At 62.0% G+C, this 22,843-nt stretch carries 21 protein-coding genes and 1 pseudogene; 18 read left to right on the forward strand and 4 right to left on the reverse strand.

The window, feature by feature from the left end:
• Window positions 1–574 precede the first annotated feature (574 nt).
• The 6 genes from FBZ93_RS33005 (at window position 575) to FBZ93_RS33030 (ending at window position 11,210) form a co-directional block, all read left to right on the forward strand.
• Window positions 575–1,528, forward strand: coding sequence for an ArdC family protein (locus FBZ93_RS33005; protein ID WP_146991576.1), 954 nt, complete (start codon window positions 575–577; stop codon window positions 1,526–1,528).
• A gap of 109 nt (window positions 1,529–1,637) precedes the next feature.
• Complete coding sequence (locus FBZ93_RS33010; RefSeq protein ID WP_146991578.1) at window positions 1,638–3,755, forward strand: ParB/RepB/Spo0J family partition protein; 2,118 nt, start codon at window positions 1,638–1,640, stop codon at window positions 3,753–3,755.
• 183 nt (window positions 3,756–3,938) lie between these two features.
• A complete protein-coding gene (locus FBZ93_RS33015; RefSeq protein WP_146991580.1) occupies window positions 3,939–8,258 on the forward strand; it encodes a strawberry notch-like NTP hydrolase domain-containing protein in 4,320 nt (1,439 codons plus the stop codon).
• Window positions 8,258–9,319: a DUF7146 domain-containing protein gene (locus FBZ93_RS33020; protein ID WP_146991582.1), complete on the forward strand. Its 1,062-nt coding sequence runs from the start codon at window positions 8,258–8,260 to the stop codon at window positions 9,317–9,319. Before FBZ93_RS33015 ends, FBZ93_RS33020 begins: the two co-directional genes overlap by 1 nt.
• Before the next feature lie 342 nt (window positions 9,320–9,661).
• Entirely contained in the window at window positions 9,662–10,585 is a 924-nt protein-coding gene (locus FBZ93_RS33025) for a DUF2493 domain-containing protein (protein ID WP_146991583.1), read from the forward strand.
• Between the two features lie 142 nt (window positions 10,586–10,727).
• Complete coding sequence (locus tag FBZ93_RS33030) at window positions 10,728–11,210, forward strand: hypothetical protein (RefSeq protein ID WP_146991585.1); 483 nt, start codon at window positions 10,728–10,730, stop codon at window positions 11,208–11,210.
• A 19-nt stretch (window positions 11,211–11,229) separates the two neighbouring features.
• Here the strand turns inward: FBZ93_RS33030 and FBZ93_RS41465 are convergent, their stop codons facing one another.
• The gene (locus FBZ93_RS41465; RefSeq protein WP_433995463.1) at window positions 11,230–11,346 is read right to left on the reverse strand and encodes a hypothetical protein; all 117 of its coding nucleotides are present in this window, start codon (window positions 11,344–11,346) and stop codon (window positions 11,230–11,232) included.
• 421 nt (window positions 11,347–11,767) lie between these two features.
• Between FBZ93_RS41465 and FBZ93_RS33045 the strand changes: the two genes are divergently transcribed.
• The 3 genes from FBZ93_RS33045 (at window position 11,768) to FBZ93_RS33055 (ending at window position 13,201) form a co-directional block, all read left to right on the forward strand.
• The gene (locus FBZ93_RS33045; RefSeq protein ID WP_018454792.1) at window positions 11,768–12,088 is read left to right on the forward strand and encodes a DUF736 domain-containing protein; all 321 of its coding nucleotides are present in this window, start codon (window positions 11,768–11,770) and stop codon (window positions 12,086–12,088) included.
• 143 nt (window positions 12,089–12,231) lie between these two features.
• Window positions 12,232–12,384 (forward strand): DUF3363 domain-containing protein, encoded by a 153-nt coding sequence (locus tag FBZ93_RS33050; protein ID WP_146991587.1) that lies wholly within the window; start codon window positions 12,232–12,234, stop codon window positions 12,382–12,384.
• A 559-nt stretch (window positions 12,385–12,943) separates the two neighbouring features.
• Complete coding sequence (locus FBZ93_RS33055; protein ID WP_146991589.1) at window positions 12,944–13,201, forward strand: hypothetical protein; 258 nt, start codon at window positions 12,944–12,946, stop codon at window positions 13,199–13,201.
• Between the two features lie 16 nt (window positions 13,202–13,217).
• Here FBZ93_RS33055 and FBZ93_RS33060 read toward each other — a convergent pair whose 3' ends face one another.
• On the reverse strand, window positions 13,218–14,531 hold the full coding sequence (locus FBZ93_RS33060) for an AlbA family DNA-binding domain-containing protein (RefSeq protein WP_146991591.1): 1,314 nt from the start codon (window positions 14,529–14,531) through the stop codon (window positions 13,218–13,220).
• A gap of 94 nt (window positions 14,532–14,625) precedes the next feature.
• A complete protein-coding gene (locus tag FBZ93_RS33065) occupies window positions 14,626–14,868 on the reverse strand; it encodes a helix-turn-helix domain-containing protein (RefSeq protein WP_246667748.1) in 243 nt (80 codons plus the stop codon).
• A 106-nt stretch (window positions 14,869–14,974) separates the two neighbouring features.
• Between FBZ93_RS33065 and FBZ93_RS33070 the strand changes: the two genes are divergently transcribed.
• The 8 genes and pseudogenes from FBZ93_RS33070 to FBZ93_RS33110 all read left to right on the forward strand — a co-directional run bounded on the left by FBZ93_RS33070 (window position 14,975) and on the right by FBZ93_RS33110 (window position 20,302).
• Window positions 14,975–15,466 (forward strand): hypothetical protein, encoded by a 492-nt coding sequence (locus FBZ93_RS33070; protein WP_146991593.1) that lies wholly within the window; start codon window positions 14,975–14,977, stop codon window positions 15,464–15,466.
• 578 nt (window positions 15,467–16,044) lie between these two features.
• A complete protein-coding gene (locus FBZ93_RS33075; protein WP_246667749.1) occupies window positions 16,045–16,260 on the forward strand; it encodes a hypothetical protein in 216 nt (71 codons plus the stop codon).
• 125 nt (window positions 16,261–16,385) lie between these two features.
• A complete protein-coding gene (locus FBZ93_RS33080) occupies window positions 16,386–17,534 on the forward strand; it encodes a nucleotidyltransferase family protein (RefSeq protein ID WP_146991597.1) in 1,149 nt (382 codons plus the stop codon).
• A 358-nt stretch (window positions 17,535–17,892) separates the two neighbouring features.
• Entirely contained in the window at window positions 17,893–18,174 is a 282-nt protein-coding gene (locus tag FBZ93_RS33090; protein WP_007594540.1) for a helix-turn-helix transcriptional regulator, read from the forward strand.
• A gap of 22 nt (window positions 18,175–18,196) precedes the next feature.
• A pseudogene (locus tag FBZ93_RS41475) lies at window positions 18,197–18,340 on the forward strand (replication initiator protein A); the annotation flags it as partial.
• Between the two features lie 95 nt (window positions 18,341–18,435).
• Window positions 18,436–18,900, forward strand: coding sequence for a DUF2840 domain-containing protein (locus FBZ93_RS33100; protein ID WP_146991599.1), 465 nt, complete (start codon window positions 18,436–18,438; stop codon window positions 18,898–18,900).
• The gene (locus FBZ93_RS33105) at window positions 18,897–19,409 is read left to right on the forward strand and encodes a S26 family signal peptidase (protein ID WP_146991601.1); all 513 of its coding nucleotides are present in this window, start codon (window positions 18,897–18,899) and stop codon (window positions 19,407–19,409) included. The genes FBZ93_RS33100 and FBZ93_RS33105 overlap by 4 nt, the downstream gene beginning before the upstream one ends.
• A gap of 173 nt (window positions 19,410–19,582) precedes the next feature.
• Window positions 19,583–20,302, forward strand: a complete 720-nt coding sequence (locus FBZ93_RS33110) for a lytic transglycosylase domain-containing protein (protein WP_246667750.1) — start codon at window positions 19,583–19,585, stop codon at window positions 20,300–20,302.
• Window positions 20,303–20,473: 171 nt separating this feature from the next.
• On the opposite strand, the gene FBZ93_RS33115 is transcribed toward FBZ93_RS33110, so the two are convergent.
• Window positions 20,474–20,692, reverse strand: coding sequence for a hypothetical protein (locus FBZ93_RS33115; protein WP_146991603.1), 219 nt, complete (start codon window positions 20,690–20,692; stop codon window positions 20,474–20,476).
• A 387-nt stretch (window positions 20,693–21,079) separates the two neighbouring features.
• Between FBZ93_RS33115 and FBZ93_RS33120 the strand changes: the two genes are divergently transcribed.
• The gene (locus tag FBZ93_RS33120) at window positions 21,080–22,843 is read left to right on the forward strand and encodes a relaxase/mobilization nuclease domain-containing protein (RefSeq protein ID WP_146991605.1); all 1,764 of its coding nucleotides are present in this window, start codon (window positions 21,080–21,082) and stop codon (window positions 22,841–22,843) included.

Here is a 22,843-nt window from a genome sequence, read left to right on the forward strand (position 1 = left end):
CTGGTCCCGTTCCTCTTTCGAGGTCTCAGTCGTTTCCGACACCGGTAAGTCGGGCAAGTAAGAGCCAAACCAGTAGGCTCCATTCTTTCGAACACTCCCTTCTTCTTCACGCCACAACGGCGCACGCCATCCGGCTTCGATCCCGCGCGCAGAGACTGCGGAGCTCCTCGCCGGGGACACTCGGGAAAGGGGCTCGCCTTCGGCGATCGCTATCACTGCCCCTGTCCCGGGTGCCGCTGTTAACCGGTCTCGTCGCTGCACTCGGACCCGCGTGCCCCTTCGGGTCGCTATGCTCACGCTCTCCGGGTGCCATTTCAGTGGGACGATGCGCGTTCGCGCACGCCTGATCAGGGCCTGCGGCCCTAAGAAGTCAAGGCCACATCCCATGAAGAAAGGGGACGTTAGGTGGGTCGCTCCGCAGATTGTCGCATTCTCTCACTTGCGAGCGAGCGGCGGGGCGTCACGCGTCGTCGTTTCCGCGCAAGAGGCCGAGAGTAAGAGAGCTGAATGGGGTTTGCCGTGACGGGTCACAGGCTGCGAGAGAGGCTCGCGGCGCCCGTCGCGGAGACCGGCGATGTCCAGACACTATCCTCGGGTGCGTACCGGTGAGGACCGGGCAAGCCTTTATGACGAAATCACCAACAAGATCATCGGTGAACTTGAGGCCGGCCGAGTGCCGTGGGTCCAGCCTTGGGGCACCACCGCGAAGGCGTCTTTGGCCATGCCGAAGAGCGCCGCGACCGGCCGTCAATACAGCGGCATCAACATTCTGATCCTCTGGGGTTCTGCGACCGAACGCGCATTCACAGGCCAGAGCTGGCTTACTTTCCGCCAGGCTCTGTCGCTCGGTGGTCACGTCCGCAAGGGCGAGCGCGGGACGACCGTTGTCTATGCCGATCGCTTTGTACCGGTCGACGAAAAGCGGCGCGCGAGCGAAACCGGCGACGAAGCGCAGGCCATCCCATTCCTCAAGCGCTTCACGGTGTTTAATACTGATCAGTGCGACGACTTGCCTTTAGAGATCGCAACGACGGCGCCGACCCCGCCGCCAGGCCTGATCGAGCCGCAGGTCGAATCCCTTATTAAGGCGACTGGGATCGATTTTCGTATTGGCGGCAACCGCGCATTCTATGTGCCGGCAGAAGACTATGTGCAGGTGCCGCCCCCGCAAGCCTATTTCGAGCCGATCAATTGGCATCGAACGGCCTTGCATGAGTTAGGGCATGCCAGCGGCCATCCGTCGCGTCTCAACCGTGACTTATCAGGGGACTACGGTACCAAGAAATACGCCTTCGAGGAACTCATCGCCGAGATCTCGTCTGCGTTCAGTTGCGCTTCGCTCGGTATAGTGCCGACGGTGCGCCACGCCGACTATATCGGCTCCTGGCTTGAAGTGCTGCGAGAGGACAATCGCGCGATTGTGCGAGCTGCTTCACAAGCCAGCAAGGTCACGGACTATCTCCTTGGATTCTTGCCGGAACGTGCTGTCGACATGACGACCGAGAGAGCGGACCAGGAGGCTGCGTGAACCTCTCACCAGCCGGGTCGAACAAGAGAGTGAGAGGGAAGCTGTGGTTTTTCGCGACGGGTTGGAGGCCGAGAGAGAGGCTCCCGGCCGCCCGTCGTGGAGATCAGACATGACGAAGGCTATCCAAAAGATCACGCTGTCACCCTCGCGCGACATCCCCTTCAACAAGCTGGTGCTCAGCCAGTCGAACGTGCGGCGCGTCAAGGCAGGCATTTCGATCGAGCAGCTCGCCGAAAGTATCGCGCAGCGTACGCTCCTGCAAAGTCTCAGCGTGCGGGCGGTTGTGGACGCGGAAGGTGTTGAGACCGGTATGTTCGAGGTGCCGGCGGGCGGCCGGCGTTATCGCGCGCTGGAACTTCTCGTCAAGCAGAAGCGCATGGCGAAGACGCAGGCCGTTCCTTGCGTGGTCCGCGAGGGCGGAATCGCTGAAGACGACTCGCTTGCCGAGAATGACGAGCGGGTAGGGCTTCATCCGCTCGATCAGTTCCGAGCCTTCCAAACCTTGAGTGGCGCCGGCATGTCCGAGGAGGATATCGCGGCCCGGCACTTCGTGACGCCGGGCGTCGTCAAGCAACGACTGCGGCTGGCGTCCGTGTCGCCAAAGCTGCACGAGATCTATGCCGAAGACGGCATGACCCTCGAGCAGCTCATGGCCTTCTCTGTCACAGCCGACCACGCCAGACAGGAGCAGGTCTGGGAGAACGTCAGCCGATCCGGCTATGATGAGCCATATCAGATCCGCCGATTGCTGACGGAAAATACCGTGCGGGCGTCCGATCGCCGCGTGCAGTTCATTGGCCTGGATGTTTACGAGCAGGCAGGCGGAGGCGTTTTGCGGGACTTGTTCGAGCACGATGATGGCGGCTGGCTTCAAGACGTCGCTTTGCTCGATCGCCTCGTGACGGAAAAACTCAAGGCCGAAGCCGAGACGATCGCTGCCGAGGGATGGAAATGGATCTCAGTGGCAGTCGATTTCCCCTATGGCCACACCAATGGCTTGCGCGAACTCGAAGGCAAGCCTGTCGATCTCACCTCCGAGGAGCAGGCCACCATCGACGCTCTCAACGTCGAGCAGGCAAAGCTTGAATCCGAGTATCAGGATGCGGATGAGCTGCCCGAAGAGGTCGACCAGCGCCTCGGCGAGATCGAGGCGGCACTGCTGGCGTTCGAAGACCGGCCGGAAACTTACGATCCGGCCGGGATTGCCCAAGCCGGCGTCTTCGTCAGCATCGATTCCGAAGGACGGCTTTCCGTCGATCGGGGCTATGTTCGGCCTGAGGATGAGGCGCCTGCGGCCGATTTCGATGTCGAGCGGGGCACCGATGCGTCGCCGGATGAAGGGCAGAAGGTTGGTGCTTCCGCAACTCGCACGGCGATCTCGGTCGCCGGCGCATCGACCGAACCGGAGGAAGATGATGAGGACCCGGCCAGGCCGTTGCCCGATCGGCTCATCATCGAACTGACGGCGCACCGTACGCTGGCATTGCGGGATGCGCTGGCGGAAAATCCTGAGGTCGCGTTCCAAGCGGTGCTGCACAACTTCGTGCTGACGGCCTTTTACCGGTTCGCCTCGTCCGGGAGCTGCCTTGAGATCGGGCTGCGCACGCCGACCTTTCCCGCTCAAGCCCCAGGATTGAGGGAGAGCGTGTCTGCCAAAGCCGTCGAGGCGCGACATGAGTCATGGAAAGCGCGGTTGCCGAAGAGCGAGAACGATCTCTGGGACGCGCTCACGGCCCTCGATGGCACCGCGCAGGCGTCCCTGTTCGCTCATTGCGCGTCTTTTGCAGTCAACGCCCTCTATGAGCCGGAAAACCGCTACAATCAGGGCCGTGTCTCCGCCCATGGCGTTCGCACGCGGCTCGACCAAGCCGATGTCGTGGCGCGCGCAGTCGGGCTCGACATGGTGGAGGCTGGCTGGAGACCGACCGTTGACAGCTATCTCGGCCGGGTCACCAAGCCTCGCATTCTCGAAGCGGTGCGGCAAGCCAAGGGCGAATCTTCCGCGCAACTGATTGACCACCTGAAGAAGGCCGACATGGCCAAGGAGGCCGAGCGCCTTCTCGATGGCTCGGGCTGGTTGCCGGAACCGCTGCGTCTCGTCGACTCCAGTGCGGCGTCGCTGGAGCAGGAGGGCGAAGCGGGCCCGCTGCCAGAATTCCTGGACGACGAGGAGGATCCGGTGAACGCCCGCAACGACGATCCGCAACAGCTCGACGCAGCTGAATAACCTCGTGGAGCGGGATGGCCCCGGCCGTTCCGCAGTTGCGTGGGGACCGGTGTGCAGCACCGGTCCCCATTTTTTTGAGAACGGTTGAGAGGAAGAGTGGGGCCGGGAAGGGTTTGAATCGCCGCGGTCTTAAGGAGAGCACCGGGCGGTTCGACCCGTTCCTGCTCTCCGAAAGAAATCCCCATGACCGAATCCCTCGCCGGCGGCCCTGCCGCCGCGCCGCTCTCGATGCGTGCCGCTGCATCTATCACCTCCGCTGTGGTCAGGGCTGCGCGACAGCTCTTGACCGATCTCGAACGCGGTCGCCGCATCGATGCCGCCGTCCTGCGCAGCGTCATGGAGGCGGCCTTCGGCGCCTCCGACGCGGACGGCGCCTGGAACTGGAAGACTGCCTATGACGCCTGCGAGGCGGCAACCGTTCTCTTCCTTCGCAAATTCGGTCCGGCCATGCGGACCAAGGCTGGTTCGACGGCCGCGATGCTGCCGATGCTCGCGAAAATCGCGAGCTGTCTGCCGACCCATACGCGGCGTTCCGAGGACAGCCAGGCGCTTCAACAATTCTCGACGCCGATCCCGCTGGGGCTGGCCGCATGTACCGCAGCCGCCATTACGTCGGCCGACCGCGTTCTAGAGCCCTCCGCCGGGACTGGCTTGCTCGCCATCTTTGCCGAGCTCGCCGGTGGCGCTCTGGTGCTGAACGAGTTAGCCGAGTCCCGCGCATCGCTGCTCGATCATCTGTTCGCCAACGTTAAGACCACGCGCATCGACGCTGCCCAGATCGATGATCATCTCGAAGCAGGCGTCCTGCCGAGTGTCGTCTTGATGAACCCACCGTTCTCGGCGCTGGCGAACGTTGACCGACGAATGGTGGATGCCGCGCTCCGGCATGTCGCTTCGGCTTTGGCGCGTCTTTGCGACTGTGGGCGTCTGGTCGCCATCACCAGCGCAAGCTTCGGGCCGGACAATCCGGCATGGCGAGATGCCTTCGTTCGCCTTCAGGAACGCGGGCGAGTTGTTTTCTCTGCCGCGGTCGACGGAGCCGTTTACGCGAAACACGGAACGCAAACCGACACAAGGCTGCTTGTCATTGACAAGCAGCCGGCGACAGACCCGAACGTCTTTCCGGCCTCGCTCGGCATGGCGGGCGATGTCGCTACCTTGCTCGGCTGGGTGATCCAGCATGTGCCTCCGAGGCTGGCTGTTGCCGCCCCCGTCGTGATCGACGTCGCCAGGCGCCCTGCGATGTCACGATCCCTCGCCTCTGCATCACGCCCATTGTCTACTTCGAGTCGCGCCGCGTCAGAAGGTGTAGAATTCCCATACGAGACAGTCGAATGGTCGCCGCCGGAAGGCGCCCGGCTCACAGATGCGCTTTATGAGGAATACGGATTGCAGTCGATCCGCATTCCGGGCGCGCAGGCGCATCCGACCAAACTCGTGCAGTCGGCCGCAATGGCGTCCGTCGCGCCGCCAAGACCTTCCTATCGGCCCCACCTGCCGGCCAATCTCGTGGCGGATGGCACCCTGTCGGACGCCCAGCTTGAGAGCGCCATCTACGCCGGTGAAGCGCATTCCGAATTTCTCGCGGGCTCCTGGACGGTGGACGCGACCTTCGATGTCGTGGTGGCTGCGCGCGACGACGCGGAAAATGCTGTCCGCTTTCGCCGCGGCTGGTTCTTGGGCGATGGTACCGGCGCGGGCAAGGGTCGGCAGGTCGCCGGCATCCTGCTCGACAACTGGCTCAAGGGCCGCCGGCGGGCAGTCTGGATCAGCAAGTCCGACAAGCTGATCGAGGACGCGCAGCGCGACTGGTCCGCGCTCGGCGTGGAGCGGCTGCTCGTGACGCCGCTGTCTCGATTTCGCCAAGGCACCCCGATTCGGCTTTCGGAAGGCGTCCTATTCACCACCTACGCTACGCTGCGCATCGATGAGCGCGGCGAAAAGCTTTCGCGCGTCAGGCAGATCGTCGAATGGTTGGGCTCCGACTTCGACGGAGTAATTGTCTTCGACGAGAGCCACGCCATGCAGAATGCGGTCGGGGGCAAGGGCGAACGCGGTGACCAGGCCGCCTCTCAGCAGGGACGTGCGGGCCTTAGGCTCCAGCACGCCTTGCCAAATGCTCGCGTGGTTTATGTATCAGCGACCGGGGCCACCACGGTCCACAACCTCGCTTATGCCCAACGCCTCGGCCTGTGGGGCGGCGCTGACTTCCCGTTTGCCACGCGTGCCGAATTCGTCGAGGCGATTGAGCAGGGTGGGGTCGCAGCCATGGAGGTGCTGGCGCGCGATCTCAAGGCACTCGGTCTCTACGCAGCCCGTTCACTCTCCTACGAGGGCGTCGAGTACGAACTCGTCGAACACCAGCTTGTGCCCGAGCAGGTTCGCATCTACGACGCCTACGCCGACGCGTTCGGCATCATCCATAACAACCTTGACGCCGCGATGCGGGCCGCCAACATCACCGGCGAGACCGGAACGCTGAACGGACAGGCCAAATCCGCGGCACGATCCGCCTTCGAAGGCGCGAAGCAGCGCTTCTTCGGACACTTGCTGACCTCGATGAAGACGCCGTCGCTGATCCGCTCGATCGAGCGCGATCTCGAGGCTGGCCACGCCGCCGTCATCCAGATCGTTTCGACAGGCGAGGCGCTGATGGAGCGCCGGCTCGCCGAGATCCCGACCGAGGAGTGGGGCGACGTCCGGGTCGACATCACGCCGCGCGAGTATGTCCTCGACTATCTCGCCCATTCCTTCCCGGTCCAGCTCTACGAGCCCTTCACCGACCAGGAAGGCAATCTCTGCTCCCGGCCTGTCCATCGTGACGGCCAGCCGGTCGAGAGCCGGGAGGCCGTCGCCCGCCGCGACCGCTTGATCGAGAAGCTCGTCTCGCTCCCGCCGGTCCCTGGTGCGCTGGATCAGGTCGTGCAGCGCTTCGGCACCGACATGGTCGCCGAAGTGACCGGCCGATCGCGCCGCATCGTTCGCAAGGGCGATCGGCTGGTGGTCGAAAACCGCGCCGGTTCGGCCAACCTCGCGGAGACTTCGGCCTTCATGGACGACCTCAAGCGGATCCTCGTGTTCTCCGACGCGGGCGGCACGGGGAGGAGCTACCATGCCGAACTGTCCGCCCGAAACCGTCGCTTGCGGGTCCATTATCTGCTCGAGCCCGGCTGGAAGGCCGACGCCGCGATCCAGGGTCTCGGCCGGACCAATCGGACCAACCAGGCTCAGCCGCCGCTGTTTCGCCCCATCGCGACCGATGTGAAGGCCGAAAAGCGCTTCTTGAGCACAATCGCCCGCCGGCTCGACACGTTGGGCGCCATCACGCGCGGCCAGCGCCAGACCGGAGGGCAGGGCCTATTCCGGCCCGAGGATAACCTCGAAAGCCAGTACGGCCGTGACGCATTGCGTCAACTCTACATGCTGCTGGCGCGAGGCAAAGTCGACGGCTGCTCGCTCGAGAGATTCGAGGATGCGACCGGCCTGAAGCTGACCGATACCAACGGGCTCAGGGACGACTTGCCGCCGATCACGACCTTCCTGAACAGGTTATTGGCCCTCACCATCGAGCTACAGAATATCCTGTTCACCGCGTTCGAGCAGCTATTGACGGCTCGGATCGAGGGTGCGGTCGCCTCCAGCACCTATGACGTCGGGCTGGAAACGCTCCGTGCCGAGAGCTTTGTCGTCACCGACCGGCGGACAATTTATGCGCATCCGGGCACCGGGGCCGAGACTCGGCTGCTCACGATCGCCCAGCGCCAGCGCAACCAGCCTGTGGATCTGGATGACGCTTTCGCTCGTCTTTCCGATCGTCATGCCGTCCTGCTGATCAATGAGCGCTCGGGACGATCCGCCGTGCAGGTGCCAGCGGCGAGCTTCATGCTCGACGACGGCGAGGTCGAGCGGCGCGTCCGCCTGATACGGCCGATGGAGCAGCACAGCGTCTGCCTCAACATGATGGCGGAAAGCCACTGGGTCGAAGCCGATCGCGAACGCTTTGCTGCCGCCTGGCGGGCGGAGCTCGCCGAGGTACCCGAGTTCACGGAGAGCACGATCAACGTCGCGGCGGGCTTGCTGCTACCTATCTGGAAAAGCCTCCCGAATGAGTCGACCCGGGTTTATCGGCTCCAGACCGACGCTGGCGAACGCATCATCGGCCGCAAGGTCTCCGCCGCCTGGGTCGCAAACGTCCTTGCGGCGGACGCGCCGGCGCTGGCGCCGGCCGCTGCCTTTGCCGCGCTGATGGAAGGACGCACCGTCCTCGATCTCGCGGAAGGGCTCCAGCTTCGGCGTGTTCGGGTGATCGGCGCATACCGCATCGAGCTGTCGGGATTCAACGACACGATGCGCGATCGACTGCGGGCCTACGGCCTCTTCGGGGAGATCATCTCCTGGAAGCTGCGCATGTTCGTGCCCACGGACGCATGCGGCGTCGAGATCCTGTCGAAGGTGCTTGAGTACTATCCGGTTGCGCGCATCAGCGGGCGGGAGGCCGCGTGATGCCTCGCGAGCCTTGCGAACTGGCATGCCGCCTCGCGCGCGAGGCCGAGGCGGTATGCCGACACTATCTCTCCAATGGCAAGCGGGAGGGGCGTTACTGGCTGGTCGGCGACGTCCATAACGCACCGGGCCGCTCGATGTTCGTGCGGCTCCAGGAATCGCGGAAAGGACCCGCCGGCAAGTGGACCGATGCTGCCACCGGCGAGCATGGCGATCTCCTCGATATCATCCGCGAAAGTCTTGGTCTGCGCGACTTCCGCGAGGTGGCCAAGGAGGCGAGGCGCTTTCTGGGACTGCCTCGTACCGACCCGGAATTCGTCTCGAAGACTGATCGTCCAGCGATGCCAGCCGGATCGCAAGCGGCCGCCCGCCGGCTCTTTGCGATATCCAGCCCGATCCAGGGGACCGTGGTTGAGGCATATCTTCAGCGTCGCGGGATAGCCTATGTGCACCATGGCGGCAGCCTGCGCTTTCACCCACGCTGCTACTATCGACCGGACGAGCACTTGCCGACCGAGACCTGGCCCGCGATGATCGCCTGCGTCACCGATCTCGATGGACGGATCACCGGCGTGCACCGGACCTGGCTCGATCCCGACGGCTTCGATCGGATTCGGCTCGGAAAGGCTCCGATCGATACGCCACGACGCGCGATGGGCGACCTCCTCGGTAATGCCGTTCGCTTCGGCGTGTTGGATGACGTGCTCGCCGCTGGCGAGGGGATCGAGACCATGCTGTCGTTACGCTGTGCGCTACCGACCATGCCGATGGCTGCTGCGCTTTCGGCCAATCACCTCTCAGCCATGTTGCTCCCATCTGGCTTGCGTCGTCTCTACATCGCACGCGATGCCGATGCTGCCGGAGATGTGGTGCACGCCGTTCTGACCCAGCGCGCAGCAGACGCCGGCATTGAAGCGATCGCGCTGTCCCCCCGGCTTGGAGATTTCAACGAAGATCTGCACGTCTTCGGTATCGAGGCTCTACGAGCGGCCTTGGGCATTCAGCTCGTACCGGAGGATGTCGCCCGTTTCCTGCATGCGTCAACGGTGGCGGCGGAATAAGCCACCGTCATTCGCTCGATCGTGATAGGTCTGTCAAAGGCGAGTCCAATGCCGGAAGAGGACGCGACCTCGGCCTTCTAGAGGGCGATCGGACCGCAGGCGGCCCGGGCCGGCAATGGCTGCATCCGGCTATTTTCCGCCGCGCGCCGGCTATGAGATGACACTTTAGCCATCGGACCGGCGCGCTTTGCATCGCGAGGCAAAATAGCCGGCCTCCGCCATCCTCCGCTGCCGCTTCGGCCCTCCGTTTCACTCCGGGTTCTGGTCCGTTCCGCCCGCCGTCTGAGTGATCGCCACGAAGGCCGCGATGGGCGCGGCCGATCCGGCAGAGGGCCTCTTCCCATGACTGACCATGACGACATCGAGCCGCCGCACGCCTCGTCTCCAACCGACCACGTCCTGAGTGAATTGCAGCTCTTCGGCTATCGTCCGTTCGACGACCAACCTGATCCAAGACCGCTTCCCGAGAGCAGAATGATCGCCGGTGCGGTTGCCGATATCTTCGACGCCTTGGTTGCGACCTTGAGCGACACGCGGCTTGAGCCGGATCTCAACGAGCTGCTTTGGTCGACCGTCAACCTGTTTCACCGTGCCGTCGATCGCATCGAACGCCAGCTCGACGACAACGAACAGATGCAGCACAAGAGCCAGCGCGAGCAGAATGGCTCCGAGGTGCGATCGGTCGAACTCGAGCGTCTGACCGCCGAAGGCATCACGTTCATGGAGCGCCGCAATTGCCTGGAACTCTTCCGCGACCAGGCGATCGAACGATTTGAGGCCCACACCGGCTCGTCATGGCGACCGCGATCTGGATCACTGGTCAACCACCGCACGCTCACCGTAGCGATGATCGACTCCCGCGACTTCATCGCCGCCAAGCGTCGTTCCGAGACCGAGGTCATGTTGCCGCCAGGGCCGAAGGTCGCCCTAACCGGTGGGCTCGACTTCAATGACCATCACCTCATCTGGGATCGTCTCGACAAGGTTCATGCCAAGCATCCCGACATGGTTCTGCTCCATGGCGGCTCGCCCAAGGGCGCTGAACTGGTCGCCTCCAAATGGGCGTCTACTCGGAAGGTGCCACAGATTGCCTTCAAGCCGGACTGGACCAAGCACGCCAAAGCGGCGCCCTTCAAGCGCAACGACGTCATGCTCGAACTCCTGCCGATCGGCGTCATGCACTTCCCGGGCACGGGAATCCAGGACAACCTCGCCGACAAGGCGAAGCGCCTCGGTATCCCCGTTTGGAAGTTCGGCGGCGCGTGAGCGCCGTCTTGCTCGCTCGAACGCAACCGAGGCCGGGTTTCAGGCGCCGCAACTCCGCCTCGTTTCGACAATATTTCAACGGTTGCGCCGTGGTGGTGGTGGAAGGCGCGACCGTTACACCTTTGCACATGGAGCCACCACCATGCTTGCCCTTGGGCTCGTCCTCAACACCGTCGGCATCGGCTTGTTCTGCTGGCTGGTCTTTGCGCTGGCGGTATATGCCTTGCCGTTTTTCGTCGCACTGAATATCGGAATGATGGCGTTTCATGGCGGCGCCGGCGTCGTCGGCGCGCTGCTCATCGGAATTGCCGCCGGCGCACTGACACTTGCCTTTGGTCAGACCGCCCTCGCTGTTACTCGATCCGTGGCCTTGCGCGTTGCGATCGCAGCCGCATTCGCTGTTCCAGCCGCCATCGCCGGCTACAATGTGGTGCTTTCGCTTTCGCAGTTCGGGGAGCCTTCGTCCGCTTGGCGGGAGGTCTGGGCTTGCGTGGGCGCGATTTGCGTCGGCGGCACGGCGTGGACGCGCCTGACCGTGTTTGCGGAGACCCGCTCGTCCGAGCCAGCTAGGCTGGTGAAGCAACCGTCTCAACCTATTCTCACAGCCGCCGCGCGCGAGGCATGATCCTTCGTCGCTTTCCTCGTCAAACAGGCTCTCCTAGATCGGTGCGTTCAACGAGGGGGCGTCGAGCTTGAACGAGGTAATCGCGGCCCTCTTCGGCGCACTTCGACCAGGCTGCGCCCAATTCGGTTCGGCCCACATAGCTGCGGTGGCGCGGAGCTCCGCTCCGCCTCGATCGTTCTTTCGCGGACGATACCGTCCTTTGCGGCAGATTGTTTCCCTTTCTACGCCTAATCGTTCCGACCTCTTGTGCAGCTCAACCGGGATTCGCCAAATCTTCTCCCGAGATTGCGGTTCAGCACGCGGACGCACGTGGCCTCTTTGATGGCTTGATCTGGCCGAAGACCGGCTTCGCCTCGATCGTCTGAGCCGCAACGCCGTTGATGCGACTTTCTTCCCCTGGGCTTACGCCCATTCCTCGCGAGGCAAGAAAGTCGCCACAACGGCGTCTTCCGCTGCGCTCCAGCCCGCAAGCGGGTGCGTCGCCGATCGTCCTCGGCCTTTAGATCGCCATCGAGGCCGCGGTGGTCGCGGGCTCGAAACACAACAGGAGAAGTGACATGGCTAACATCGGTTCGTTCAAGAAGGTGGGCAACGATTTCCAGGGCGAGATTGTCACCCTGAGCCTGCAAGCCAAGGGCGTACGCATCGTCGCCGAGACCAACCGCTCCAACGACAACGCTCCCAGCCACCGCATCTACGTGGGCCGGGCCGAGATCGGCGCAGCCTGGTCGAAGCGCTCCGAAGAGGGCCGTGATTACCTCTCGCTCAAGCTCGATGACCCCTCGTTCAACGCACCGATCTACGCGAACCTGTTCGACGACGAAGGCGGTGAGGGCTACACGCTCCTCTGGTCGCGGCCCCGCAAGAACGGCGAGTAAGATCGCTCCACCAAAGCCCCGCCCGACGATCGGGCGGGGTCTCCTAATCCGAAGCAAGAGGCTTCGATCAAGTCGAACCGGCGGAAGAGGCCGGTCCCGGCCGTTGGCGGCTCAGCGCCGAGCTTGAGACATAGCTCAGGCGCATGGGCGAGCGCGGCGACATCATCAAGACCATGCATCGCGAACTCGCCATCGCGGGAATATCGCGAAGCCCGACGGCTACCATCTTCGATCCGGAACAGGGCGGCAAGCGCCTGGTGGGGCGCGTCGTCCGTGAAGGTTTTCGGATGAACTGAGAGAGCGCCGCTATGTCTTGCTCGATGGCGTCGACGGGTGAACGGATTACGTTGAGATCGGACGTCTCTCGGGTGTGTCCCAGCTAGGACACTCGCTCGCCCCATGTCCGGGCCGAACGTTGTGTCAGTAGCAAGCGCTTCGAAGTCCGGAAGGTCGGCGAGTCCGGCGCCTTGGTGCGCGGTTCTAGTCAAAACGTCAATCTGCTTCGTTACCTAATCGGGATTGCCAGAGCTAGTTGCGGGAAGGCGGGCGGGTGAACGATGCAGCCATTGTCCGGTGCTGTCAGACAATCGGTCGAACCGGGCTCGATCGCAACCATTCCGCCCATCGATGCTCCGCCGGCCGGGCAGAAAAGGCCGTCCATGGGTCTTTCGCGGCGGTGGTGATCTCTTGCGGCATCGGTCGCCTCGAATGGTCGACAAGCTCTCTAGATAGAGTCTAACATGGCATTCGACAAAAAACGCCAATGGACCGGCGCACTAGGGTGCCACCCATGGGCTCGGTAATCATTGATGGTGCGGAATCGCCAAGGACTTCGCGGGGCCGCTAGCTACTGCGTTGGCAGCAACCACGGCTGCCGCCATCACGTATCGCTTCGCGAAGATCCAGGCGGGTATAGCGGCCTCTCAAAGGGACATTGCGCGGTCCCAGCGCGACATTGCTTACGATAAGTTCAAAGGCGATCTGTTTGCCAGGAGATACGAAATCTACTCCACCGCAGAAGAGTTGATTGACTTCATTTTGCCGAGCCCACCGGAACGGCCAACGGGCGGGGCAGATAGCGCGGCGCGCAAAACGACAAAATCGAGCAAGTAGCCCTCCAACGGCTCTGTCAGTTTTGCAAATTGTCCCACGGCGCCTCACACCTTTGGTTCCAAGTCGAGCCGCAAGCATCATAGAGGTCCCTCACAATCATCGTGAGAAGCTCATCGCGGGGCGTATCGGACGCAAGCGAATAGCGCGGGAGGGTCAGAGGCAACTCGTCTTTCACAACTGCTCCCCGGTATTCCCGGTCTCCCCAAAAGACGCTCAGAGGAGCGGCAGTCCAAACCTCAATTTCTAATCCGTACTCGACCGCGTCCCAAGCGAGATGTTTTCGAAGATGGTCTACCTGGCAAATAGCCCCGACCGTCAGACCCACCAACCATCCGACATAGATGCGCGCTGCTGTACTTCCTTGATACGCGTCCTGTCTGTGTTCGCACATCAGAAATTCAACGACGCCATCAGATCGCAACAAGCGAGAGATATAATCGTAATTCGGATCGATGTCGGCCACCAAAGACCTGAGTCGAACTCGTGGCTCGCCGCCGCATTGGCGAAGTGGGAAACCACAATCCACTTCGCCTTGGTCGACCTTCAAACGAAAACCCCGACCCTTCCACCACAGTGGATGCCTACGTGTCAGATCAGGAACGGTCTGCGGCGTCGTAGGAGCGGCCGTAACACGGAGGACTAAAGGAGGAATTCCAATTGGTGTGCCCTGTGCTGTTCGCAGCAATCGTTGATATTCCGCAGACGCGTTCGTCCGCCTTTCCGCAAAGGCTACTTCCAAACGATCGGCGAAGCGCAGCGTTTCAAGGGTGTGATCCTTGATTTCGCGGACGGTCATTCTGGCTGCTCGTTCCCCACGGCGCACATAGAATTCTCTCGTCGTGGTTAAACGATGCGGCCCGGCCAGCGACTTGCCGACTCGCAAAACGACATAGCCTGATCCATCTTTACTGACGGATATCGCCCGAGCGTTGATCGTAGGAAGTCTCGGCTCGATGACGTCTTCCGCGGCATCAAGGAGGCGGCGAGTAAGACCTTCGCAATTGGGGAGAGCTTCAAGTGACTCTGCCCGCCTGGGTTCATCCTTTGTCTCGTGAATGCCAACTATAAGCGTGCCACCATCTGCGTTCGCGAAGGCAACGACTTCCGCTAGGAGTTGATCCCGTGCATAGTCACCTAACCGGTCGCCCTTTTCTATCCAGCGATCCGCCGCTGCCGGCTGTCCTTTCGTAGGCACGAACGGCAAAGAACCTTTAAATTCAAGCTCGCCCGTTTCGCGGGCCTCCGACGCAATCAAAGCATCAAGGTCTGCTATCGATATTTCAGTCAAAGACTTGCGAAGAATAGACAGGGTGCGCCTCTCAAAATACACGGTTCAAAATATTACCCAGCCCTTTTTGTCCGCCGTGCAGCTTGTAACACCTGCACGCTACGGTTCAAAGTACGCGTTCGATGTGCCATTAGCTCTAGGGTCGTCGAAGCCTCACACCTTTTCCTTTTTGATCTGCGTCCAAGAATTCCACGCCTGCCTTGATCGGCGCTTTTTGGATGGCCTGCACCGTGCTCAGCCGGGAATCCACGATGCCCTTTTCAAGTCTGGCAACGGCATCGAGCGAAACGATGGCCTTGTCTGCAAGCTGCTGCTGACTCCGGCCGAGAAGCGCCCTAGCGGCTCGAATCTGTCGAGGGGTGATCATAAAGACCACCATCGACCCACCTTAAGGGTATAAATCACCCTTATTAGGTGTAATTGGCGTTGGCCCGGTTTAATCGTCCGTGGATAACGCGAGCGACGCTCGATCAGTGAGGCAAAACATGCATTTCTTGGTTGGTTTGGGAATACTCGCGGGCCTCGTATGGTTCGCGTTCGGCACGGGCCCGGCTCGCATCCTTGTCGGAGCAGCGTTGCTGGTCGCAGTCACGTTTTTCGGGTTTATCGTCTATGTCGCGATGCTCGACGGTCATCGTCAGTCGGTGGAGCAGCCCGCATCGGCGGTCCCGGAGTTGGGCTCCCCAGAACACAAGGCAGTAGTAGGGCGGACCCCCGCCTCGGATGACGATTACTCAAAGCGTGCCGACCGTGAGTACGACGACCAGATGGTGTTGAATGCGGTCGAACGCGCGCTGGATGCCGTCAGGACCGACGCTGACCGCGCAAGTTTGGAAGACGCTCTGGCACGAGCGGCGAGCAGCGCTATGAACAGTGCGATCGTGAAGACGGGCGAGCTTGGTGCCGTACAGGCAATGTGCAGGGCGAAGCACATCGCGAATTGCACGTACGATGCGGCGGTGGCGTACAAGAAGTAGAGTCCTGATACGTGAAGACACTACTCGGAATGACACGAAGACCGAATCCGGTCTGCGACCCGGGCTGCCAGCGACGGGCTGGAGTCAGCAGAAGACGCGGGGTCCAATCGAGTCCTTCTCCGAGCGGGCTAATTTTCTTCGATAGCGGCCTTGTTTTCGAAACCACTCGACCGCGCGCTGTCTTCTTTTGCGCGTTCCGCCGTCGTCCACAGAAGTTGGCTTGCTGTTTAGGAGCGTCGTGAAGTGGCGCTCCTCCTCCATAACCTGTAGCGTGGTCCAGCCGACCTCGTCGACGTGCCGCTTGCGCCACCCCTCCATGAACGCGCCATCAACTAGTTCAGCGGCTCTCGCGTGGTCTACGTTGGCGACGACAATTCTGAGGGCGAGAGGCCGTGCAACTCTCTTGGCGTGCGTGGCGCATCTGCTCGGTTTAGGCTTCTGTCGCTCGACTTGGCCGATGCGGATTGTGAGAACGAGGCGGCTCGCAATCACCTCTTCGCGGATTGGGATGCCGTCCGTCTCGGCTTGAGCATCACGACGTCGGATCCGGTGACAGTCTAACGGAGGTCTATCGGTGCATGCTGACGCTGAACAGCAGTCGGTTCGCCTTGATCGAGCGGTCCCGCGATTTCGCGTTGCCTTTGCGCCCCGTTCTGGAGAGGGCATATGACCAAGTGGTCACCGGCAGCGTCGGCGGGGGCACTATCCTGGTCGGTCGGCATGAAGCGCCGAATCGGAAGCTGAAGGGACTGGATTGCCGGACCGGTTCCTCCTTCCCGCAAGGTTGTTCGTAGGGTGCGCGTGCAACCCATTGAAATACTAATAGTTATACTAATTTGGCGATTTTAGTATAACTTCCTTTGCATTCGGTTCTCATAGTTATACTATTTCCACGAAAGTAGTATAACGGAGGCCTGCCATGGCGCCGAGCCAACGTCTCGATATCACCTACCAGACGCTCTATTCCGAGCTGGTCCAGCGCAGCCTCGATGAGAACTTCATCTCGGAATTCTCTTCGAACGGCCGATTCGTGGCTGTCGAGGTCAAAGGCAAGAAATACTGGTACTTCGACACGCCCAAACCCGACGGCGGCGGCCAGGATCGCCGCTACGTGGGTCCCGTGGACGATTCCGAGATCACCAAGAGAGTCGAGGCGTTCAAGGATCTGAAGGCCGACCTGAAAGGACGTCGCCGCCTCGTTTCCACATTGACGCGAGAGGCCTATCTTCCGCGCCCCTTGCCAGTGACGGGCCAAGTGGTGGAGGTGCTCGGGAAGGCCGGCTTCTTCCGCATGAGGGGAGTGCTCATCGGCACCGTTGCCTATCAGTGCTACTCCGCTGTGCTCGGCAGACGACTTGACGCGGTCGCGATGCAGACCGGTGACGCCGACTTTGCGCAGTTCCATGAAACTTCGGTGGCCATCAAGGACTCCATGCCACCCATCCTGGAGGTGCTTCGCCAGGTCGACCCGACGTTTCGCGAGATTCCGAGCCAGGCCGACGGTAGGGTCTCCACGCAATTCGTATCGAGGGATAACTTCAAGGTCGAATTCCTGACACCGAACCAGTGGTCAGACGACCAGGCAGGAAAGCCTGTCCCGATGCCGGCGCTCGGCGGCGCCGCGGCGTCTCCGCTCCGCTTCCTCGACTACCTGATCTATCAGCCCGTCCGCGCGGTACTGCTGCACGGTGCCGGCGTGCCGGTCCTTGTCCCGTCGCCAGAACGATACGCCATCCACAAGCTCATCGTCGGATCCCGCCGGAAGGAGGATCGCGATGCGACCGCAAAGAGCGCGAAGGATCGGCTTCAGGCCAGATCGATCATCGAGGCGATGACCGCAAACCGGCAGCATGCCGATATTGCTTCTGCCTTTACGGAAGCTTGGGATCGCGGCGATCAGTGGAGAGCGGCGATCCGCACAAGCATCGCGACCTATGACGATGACTTCCAGAGCTCGCTCCGCACCGAACTAGCCAAGGGGGTGATCGAACTCGGCTCCGACCCCGCCGGCTACGATCTTTCGGACGAACTCGCCAAAGCGGAAGCCTCTCAGCCCCGCCCAAAATGAATTGCGGGCCGATGCAGCGCGCGCACACGCTGCGACGCAGCCGTGCCCATTTCGCCGCAGCGACCTATTGCAACATCGCAGCGACTCTGTTCGACGAAAAGGGCATACCGGCTGGTGCGGGGACAACGCACGATTTGCGCAGCCAAACCATCCGTCTCGCACAATGCGGCCTCGCGTTGGCGCGCGGAGGCGCAACTTCTGCGGCCCAAGCGCAAAGACGAGGAGCGGCATCCCTAAGAGGTGTCGAAAACCGACTCCCCGATATTCGGCATCCCCCTCCGAGAACTTGCTTCTCCATGATGACCGCGCACACGCCGGCGTCGCCATGCGTGATGCACTGTCACCTTGGAGTTCTCAAATGCCCGATCCAATGGCTGGTCTACCCCCGCGCTTCCTGCGTACGCCGGAGGCCGCGCGTTATCTTGGTCTCTCGGGTCGCACGCTTGAGAAGCACCGGACGTACGGTACCGGGCCGACGTATCGGAAGATCGGCGGACGTGTCGTCTACGCCGTAGATGATCTGAAAGCGTGGGCCGACCTCGGCGCCAAGACGTCCACGTCGGATCCCGGCAAGGGCACTGTGCTGCCGGCCAAGAAGCATCCGGTCCTACGTCCCTATGCAGGCCAGGAACGTCGCTGATCGACGCATGAGAGCAGTAACAATGCGGTGCAGGCACAATTCCGAGCGCGGCCAGCTTGACCTCTTTCGAGCGCTGCCCAGCGATCCGGCGCCCCGCGAGGTGCAGGATCTGATGGCTTTTCCGTTCTTTTTGCTCGCAAAGACGAAGCGCATTGTGCCAATCGATTTGGTCACCAGTGTTGCTTGCCTTTGCACGCAGCACATGCAATTCGCCGACCCCAGAGCTCACGGCTCCCGGTTTCAGCTTCAGGGAGCCTCGGCATGAACGATCTCACCGAAGTGGAAGTTCTGTGGCTCGAGAAGCGCATCGAAAACCGCGTTCGGTTCGGTCGTATCGTGAAGGAACGCAGGCTTGACCGTCACCGGCGTGTCCTGTCATTTGCGCCCGGCAGCATCTTTGCCTTCGTCCGGTGGACTTCCAACGACTTTGGCACGATCATTTCGCGGATCGATATTCTGCGCGCGGTCGCACCGGGACAGCGCTGCTCGACCGTGCCGTATGTGAGACCCGGCGGCCAGATTTTGCTGCGTCTGTCTGGCTGGCCGAAGGTCGAGAGGGTGCTGCAGATGACCGATTCCGTGGAGGCGCTCGGGATCGATCCGGCCGATGTAGCGCCCGATCACTGGCATCACGTTCATAACCGTCTGTCGGTCAACGAAAAACCGCGTCCCTACACAAAGGCGCGCCACCAAGCCTGGCTCCATCGTCAGAGAGTGATGCGATGACGGGCCGCTTGAAGATTTTGACCGCAACGCTTGGGATCGCTGCTGGGCTTGTCGCGACAATCACCCTGGAGCCGCCCCCGCTCTACATTTGGAATGCCTCGGCGAGTGCGCCGATCGGTCTCTATCGCTTGCGGCCAGCATTGCGCTTCGACGTCACCGAGCTCCTCGCCTTTCGACCGCCGGAGCCGCTTGCGACCTTTCTCGACCTGAACGGCTATCTGCCCATCGGCGTCCCCATGCTCAAGCGGGTATTGGCGCTGCCCGGGCAGACGGTCTGCAGAAACGGGCTCACGATTTCGGTCGACGAGATTGCGGTCGGCGAGGCCCGGGATCGCGACGGACGGGGCCGGCCGCTGCCGAAATGGCAGGGCTGCCACGTCGTCGGGAAGGGCGAGCTCTTTCTCATGAATTGGCAGTCGGACGACTCTCTTGATGGCCGATATTTTGGATTTCTTCCGGCGTCGGCGGTGATCGGCCGCGCGCTCCCGGTGTGGACGTGGGAGGAGTGAACGTGCGTGTTCCATGTGTTCACCCCGCCATTGCTCTGTTCGATCGATTGCGGGGTCATTCCTCCGTCCCGGCCAATGTTTGCAAAGCCGACGCGCGCAGCAGCGGTCTAGGGCGGCCGAATGGCCGACACCAAGCAGCTTTACCCTGGGCGCGCGCGAGCACGACAGCATGCTTGGCTCGGTCGGGCGTGCGTGCTTGGGCTGTCGCGTCGCTGCTGTTCATTTTCGCTCCGTCGTATAGTGGTGCTTTGGCCGAGAACGGACCGGCGGCTCGAGCGGTCCATCAAGCGGAAAGCCCGTTCGCCGCCTTTATGGAAGAAGCGTCACGACGTTTTGCGATCCCGGTGGACTGGATCGGGTTTGTGCTGGACAGCGAAAGTTCGGGGCAAGTGCACGCCAGATCGCTCAAAGGTGCGATGGGCCTTATGCAAGTCATGCCCGCGACTTGGGCCGAACTGCGCCTGCGCTATGACCTAGGCAATGATCCGTTCGATCCGCGCGACAACATTCTGGCAGGCACGGCATATCTGCGTGAATTGCTCAATCGCTATGGCTCGCCTGGTGTGTTTGCCGCATACAACGCGGGACCAATTCGCTACGAGGAGTTTCTCGCGGGCCATTCCCTGCCTGATGAAACGCGAGCCTACGTGATCAAGCTTGCAAGCCGCCTGGGCATCGAACTACCTCCGACGTGGATCGCTGACCGGCAGGCGTCGGCAGCTGCAATGTTGTTCATCACACGATCTGATCCCATGCATAGGGGCGATCGGCAGCCAGCGCTCGTACCTTCGAGCGACACAACGACTGCATTCTCGTCGCGAGATATTTTGCAGATGGGCCCCAAGTCCACTGGGGTGTTTGTCGCCCGATCAGGTTCGGGAGCATCGCGATGATCAGGGCAGGTCGGCAAGCGGTGGCGAGCTTCAAGGAACGATTGGCGAAACGGCAAGACCAGTGCGCAAACGCGACGTATGTATCCGAGGCCTGCACATGAGGTCGGATATCAACGAGCCTGATGCTCTCGCGCTGGGTATATGCTGGCAATGCGCCTACCGCACGAGCTCCTATTCCGTACGGGGAACACCTTTGGGAGCTTTCGCGATCACTGCTTCGGCACGTTCGATCGCGGCACTGAACTCTGCGCTCTTCCACGTATCGACCGAATGGCCGTCATCGAACGACTCATCGGAAGCTTCCCGCGCTCGTGCGACCAACTCACGAAGCGCGGCAAGGGCTTCCGAGAGCAGTTTGGCATCCGCTCTGTTTCGGGAAGATTGCGTCACCTCTCTATCTCCATCTCATCGCGATTATGGATCGTCAGGCAGTCTCGTTACAATAGATCACCGTCGCTATTGCGCCGGGTCTGATCTCGAGTGCTTCGCAAACCTCTGCTCAGGCGGCGGCAGCGCCAGGTTCTGCGCATATTCAGTTCCACGGCAGCAGTTCGTCAATTCGGCTTACGGGCTGCCGGAAAGGCGGAGAGCGAGCACGAGCACGACAGGTCGACGGCGAGATAAAAGGGGCTCGCCGGTCGAACCGCAAGCCATTGGCATGGCTTGGGTTTCGGCGTGCCGGTCGGTCGGGGCGCGTGCCGCGCCTCGCATTTTGACGAATGCAATCAATGGCTTTTTCGGCACGGCGTGCGCTCTTGATTGCTGGGAGGTCCGGTCATGACCGCAGGCGACAGCGATCTGCGTGTTCGGCCCGGGCGCATCCGCAGCACGCGCGCGCCGAAGCAAAAGAGCTTCATCAACCAGGTGTTGCGCGCAGCAAAGAAAGCCGGACACACCTCGGGACAGGCCGCGGCTGGTAGGCGTTCTGTGGCCTATGGGCGCTCGACATTTGGCCGCGGCCGGCTCGCCTTTAGTCGCTGCCGGTTGTTCAGCCCGACAAGGCGCGTCGTGGTAAAAGCGCGCGTCGTTCGCCACAAAGGGCGAGCCTTCCGCTCAGCGCCACTGACCGCCCATCTTTCATATTTGAAGCGCGATGGCGTGACTCGAAGCGGCGGGAGGGCCGAGATGTTCGAAGTCCGCAGCGACCGTGCTGACGGCGCGGCGTTCGCGGAACGCTGCAAGGACGACCGCCACCATTTCCGGTTCATTGTCTCGCCCGAAGACGCTGGTGATATGACCGATCTCAAGGCCTTCACCCGCGATCTTGCCGGGCAGATGGAGACCGATCTCGGCACGCGGCTCGATTGGGTGGCCGTCGATCATTGGAATACGGACAACCCTCACGTCCATCTTCTCGTTCGTGGCGTAGATGAGGAGGGAGCCGATCTCGTGATCTCCCGCGACTACATCAGCCGGGGTCTGCGCTCACGCGCCGAGGAACTTGCCGCCATTGAACTAGGTCCGAAACCGGAGCATGAAATCCGCATTTCGCTGGAGAGGGAAGTCACGGCAGAGCGATGGACGCGGCTCGATCAGGAGATCCGGCTGGCAGCCGACGAAACCGGCTATATCGATCTGCGTCCTGAGAATCCCGGCAGGTCCGATCCCGAAATCCGCCGCCTGATGGTCGGCCGCCTTCAGCATCTGGAGAAGACCGGCCTCGCTGCACCCGCGGCACCAGGGGAATGGACGATCGGGCTTGAGGCTGAGCGTAGTCTGCGCGACCTCGGCATGCGCGGCGACATCATCAAAACCATGCACCGCGCCTTTACCGAGCGTGGGGAACCGCGCGGTGTTGCCGACTTCGTCATCGAAAGTGGACAGCCGACGTCCCAGATCATCGGACGGCTGGTCGATCGGGGATTGCATGACGAACTGACTGGCGAGGCCTTCGTCCTGATCGACGGAACGGATGGACGTGCACACCACGTCCGCTTCCGTGGAATCGAGGCCTTTGAGTATGCACCACCGACCGGTGGTATCGTCGAAGTCCGACGCTTCGGTCCTGCCGGCGATCCGCGCCCCACCTTGGTCCTCGCGACTCGTTCCGATCTCGATCTTGCTGAGCAGGTCGCCGCGAAAGGCGCGACCTGGCTTGACCACCGCCTGGTCGAACGCGAGCCCATGCCGCTCGCCATGGGTGGTTTCGGCCGCGAGATCCGCGACGCCATGGAAGCCCGTACCGAGCATCTGATTCAGGAGGGGCTGGCGCGGCGGCAGGGCCAGCGCATCATCTTGCAGCGCGACCTGCTGAACACGCTCCGCCGACGCGAACTGGACGAGCTGGCAGCAAAAGTCTCGGCCGACACCGGCCTGCCTCATATGAAGGCTGCCTCCGGAGAGCATGTGGCGGGCGTCTATCGCCAACGCATCACGCTCGCCTCGGGTCGCTTCGCCATGGTCGATAACGGACTTGGCTTTCAGCTCGTGCCCTGGTCTCGCGAACTTGAAAAGAGGCTGGGCAAGAACGTCGCCGGCGTCGTGAGGGACGGCGGCGGCATCGAATGGGGTTTTGGTCGGAAGCGCGACCTCGGCCTCTAG

It is taken from the genome of Bradyrhizobium macuxiense, assembly GCF_007993935.1.
GTDB classification, from domain to species: Bacteria; Pseudomonadota; Alphaproteobacteria; order Rhizobiales; family Xanthobacteraceae; genus Bradyrhizobium; species Bradyrhizobium macuxiense_A.

Bases quoted from the DNA above. Each gene is read 5' to 3' on its own strand.
- FBZ93_RS33045 (WP_018454792.1), top strand. From the start codon at position 11,768: ATGGCTAACATCGGTTCGTTCAAGAAGGTGGGCAACGATTTCCAGGGC.
- FBZ93_RS33025 (WP_146991583.1), top strand. From the start codon at position 9,662: ATGACTGACCATGACGACATCGAGCCGCCGCACGCCTCGTCTCCAACC.
- FBZ93_RS33015 (WP_146991580.1), top strand. From the start codon at position 3,939: ATGACCGAATCCCTCGCCGGCGGCCCTGCCGCCGCGCCGCTCTCGATG.
- FBZ93_RS33075 (WP_246667749.1), top strand. From the start codon at position 16,045: ATGCTGACGCTGAACAGCAGTCGGTTCGCCTTGATCGAGCGGTCCCGC.
- FBZ93_RS33090 (WP_007594540.1), top strand. From the start codon at position 17,893: ATGCCCGATCCAATGGCTGGTCTACCCCCGCGCTTCCTGCGTACGCCG.
- FBZ93_RS33065 (WP_246667748.1), bottom strand. From the start codon at position 14,868: ATGGTGGTCTTTATGATCACCCCTCGACAGATTCGAGCCGCTAGGGCG.
- FBZ93_RS33030 (WP_146991585.1), top strand. From the start codon at position 10,728: ATGCTTGCCCTTGGGCTCGTCCTCAACACCGTCGGCATCGGCTTGTTC.
- FBZ93_RS33100 (WP_146991599.1), top strand. From the start codon at position 18,436: ATGAACGATCTCACCGAAGTGGAAGTTCTGTGGCTCGAGAAGCGCATC.
- FBZ93_RS33120 (WP_146991605.1), top strand. From the start codon at position 21,080: ATGACCGCAGGCGACAGCGATCTGCGTGTTCGGCCCGGGCGCATCCGC.
- FBZ93_RS33005 (WP_146991576.1), top strand. From the start codon at position 575: ATGTCCAGACACTATCCTCGGGTGCGTACCGGTGAGGACCGGGCAAGC.
- FBZ93_RS33050 (WP_146991587.1), top strand. From the start codon at position 12,232: ATGGGCGAGCGCGGCGACATCATCAAGACCATGCATCGCGAACTCGCC.
- FBZ93_RS33020 (WP_146991582.1), top strand. From the start codon at position 8,258: ATGCCTCGCGAGCCTTGCGAACTGGCATGCCGCCTCGCGCGCGAGGCC.
- FBZ93_RS33070 (WP_146991593.1), top strand. From the start codon at position 14,975: ATGCATTTCTTGGTTGGTTTGGGAATACTCGCGGGCCTCGTATGGTTC.
- FBZ93_RS33105 (WP_146991601.1), top strand. From the start codon at position 18,897: ATGACGGGCCGCTTGAAGATTTTGACCGCAACGCTTGGGATCGCTGCT.
- FBZ93_RS33080 (WP_146991597.1), top strand. From the start codon at position 16,386: ATGGCGCCGAGCCAACGTCTCGATATCACCTACCAGACGCTCTATTCC.
- FBZ93_RS33010 (WP_146991578.1), top strand. From the start codon at position 1,638: ATGACGAAGGCTATCCAAAAGATCACGCTGTCACCCTCGCGCGACATC.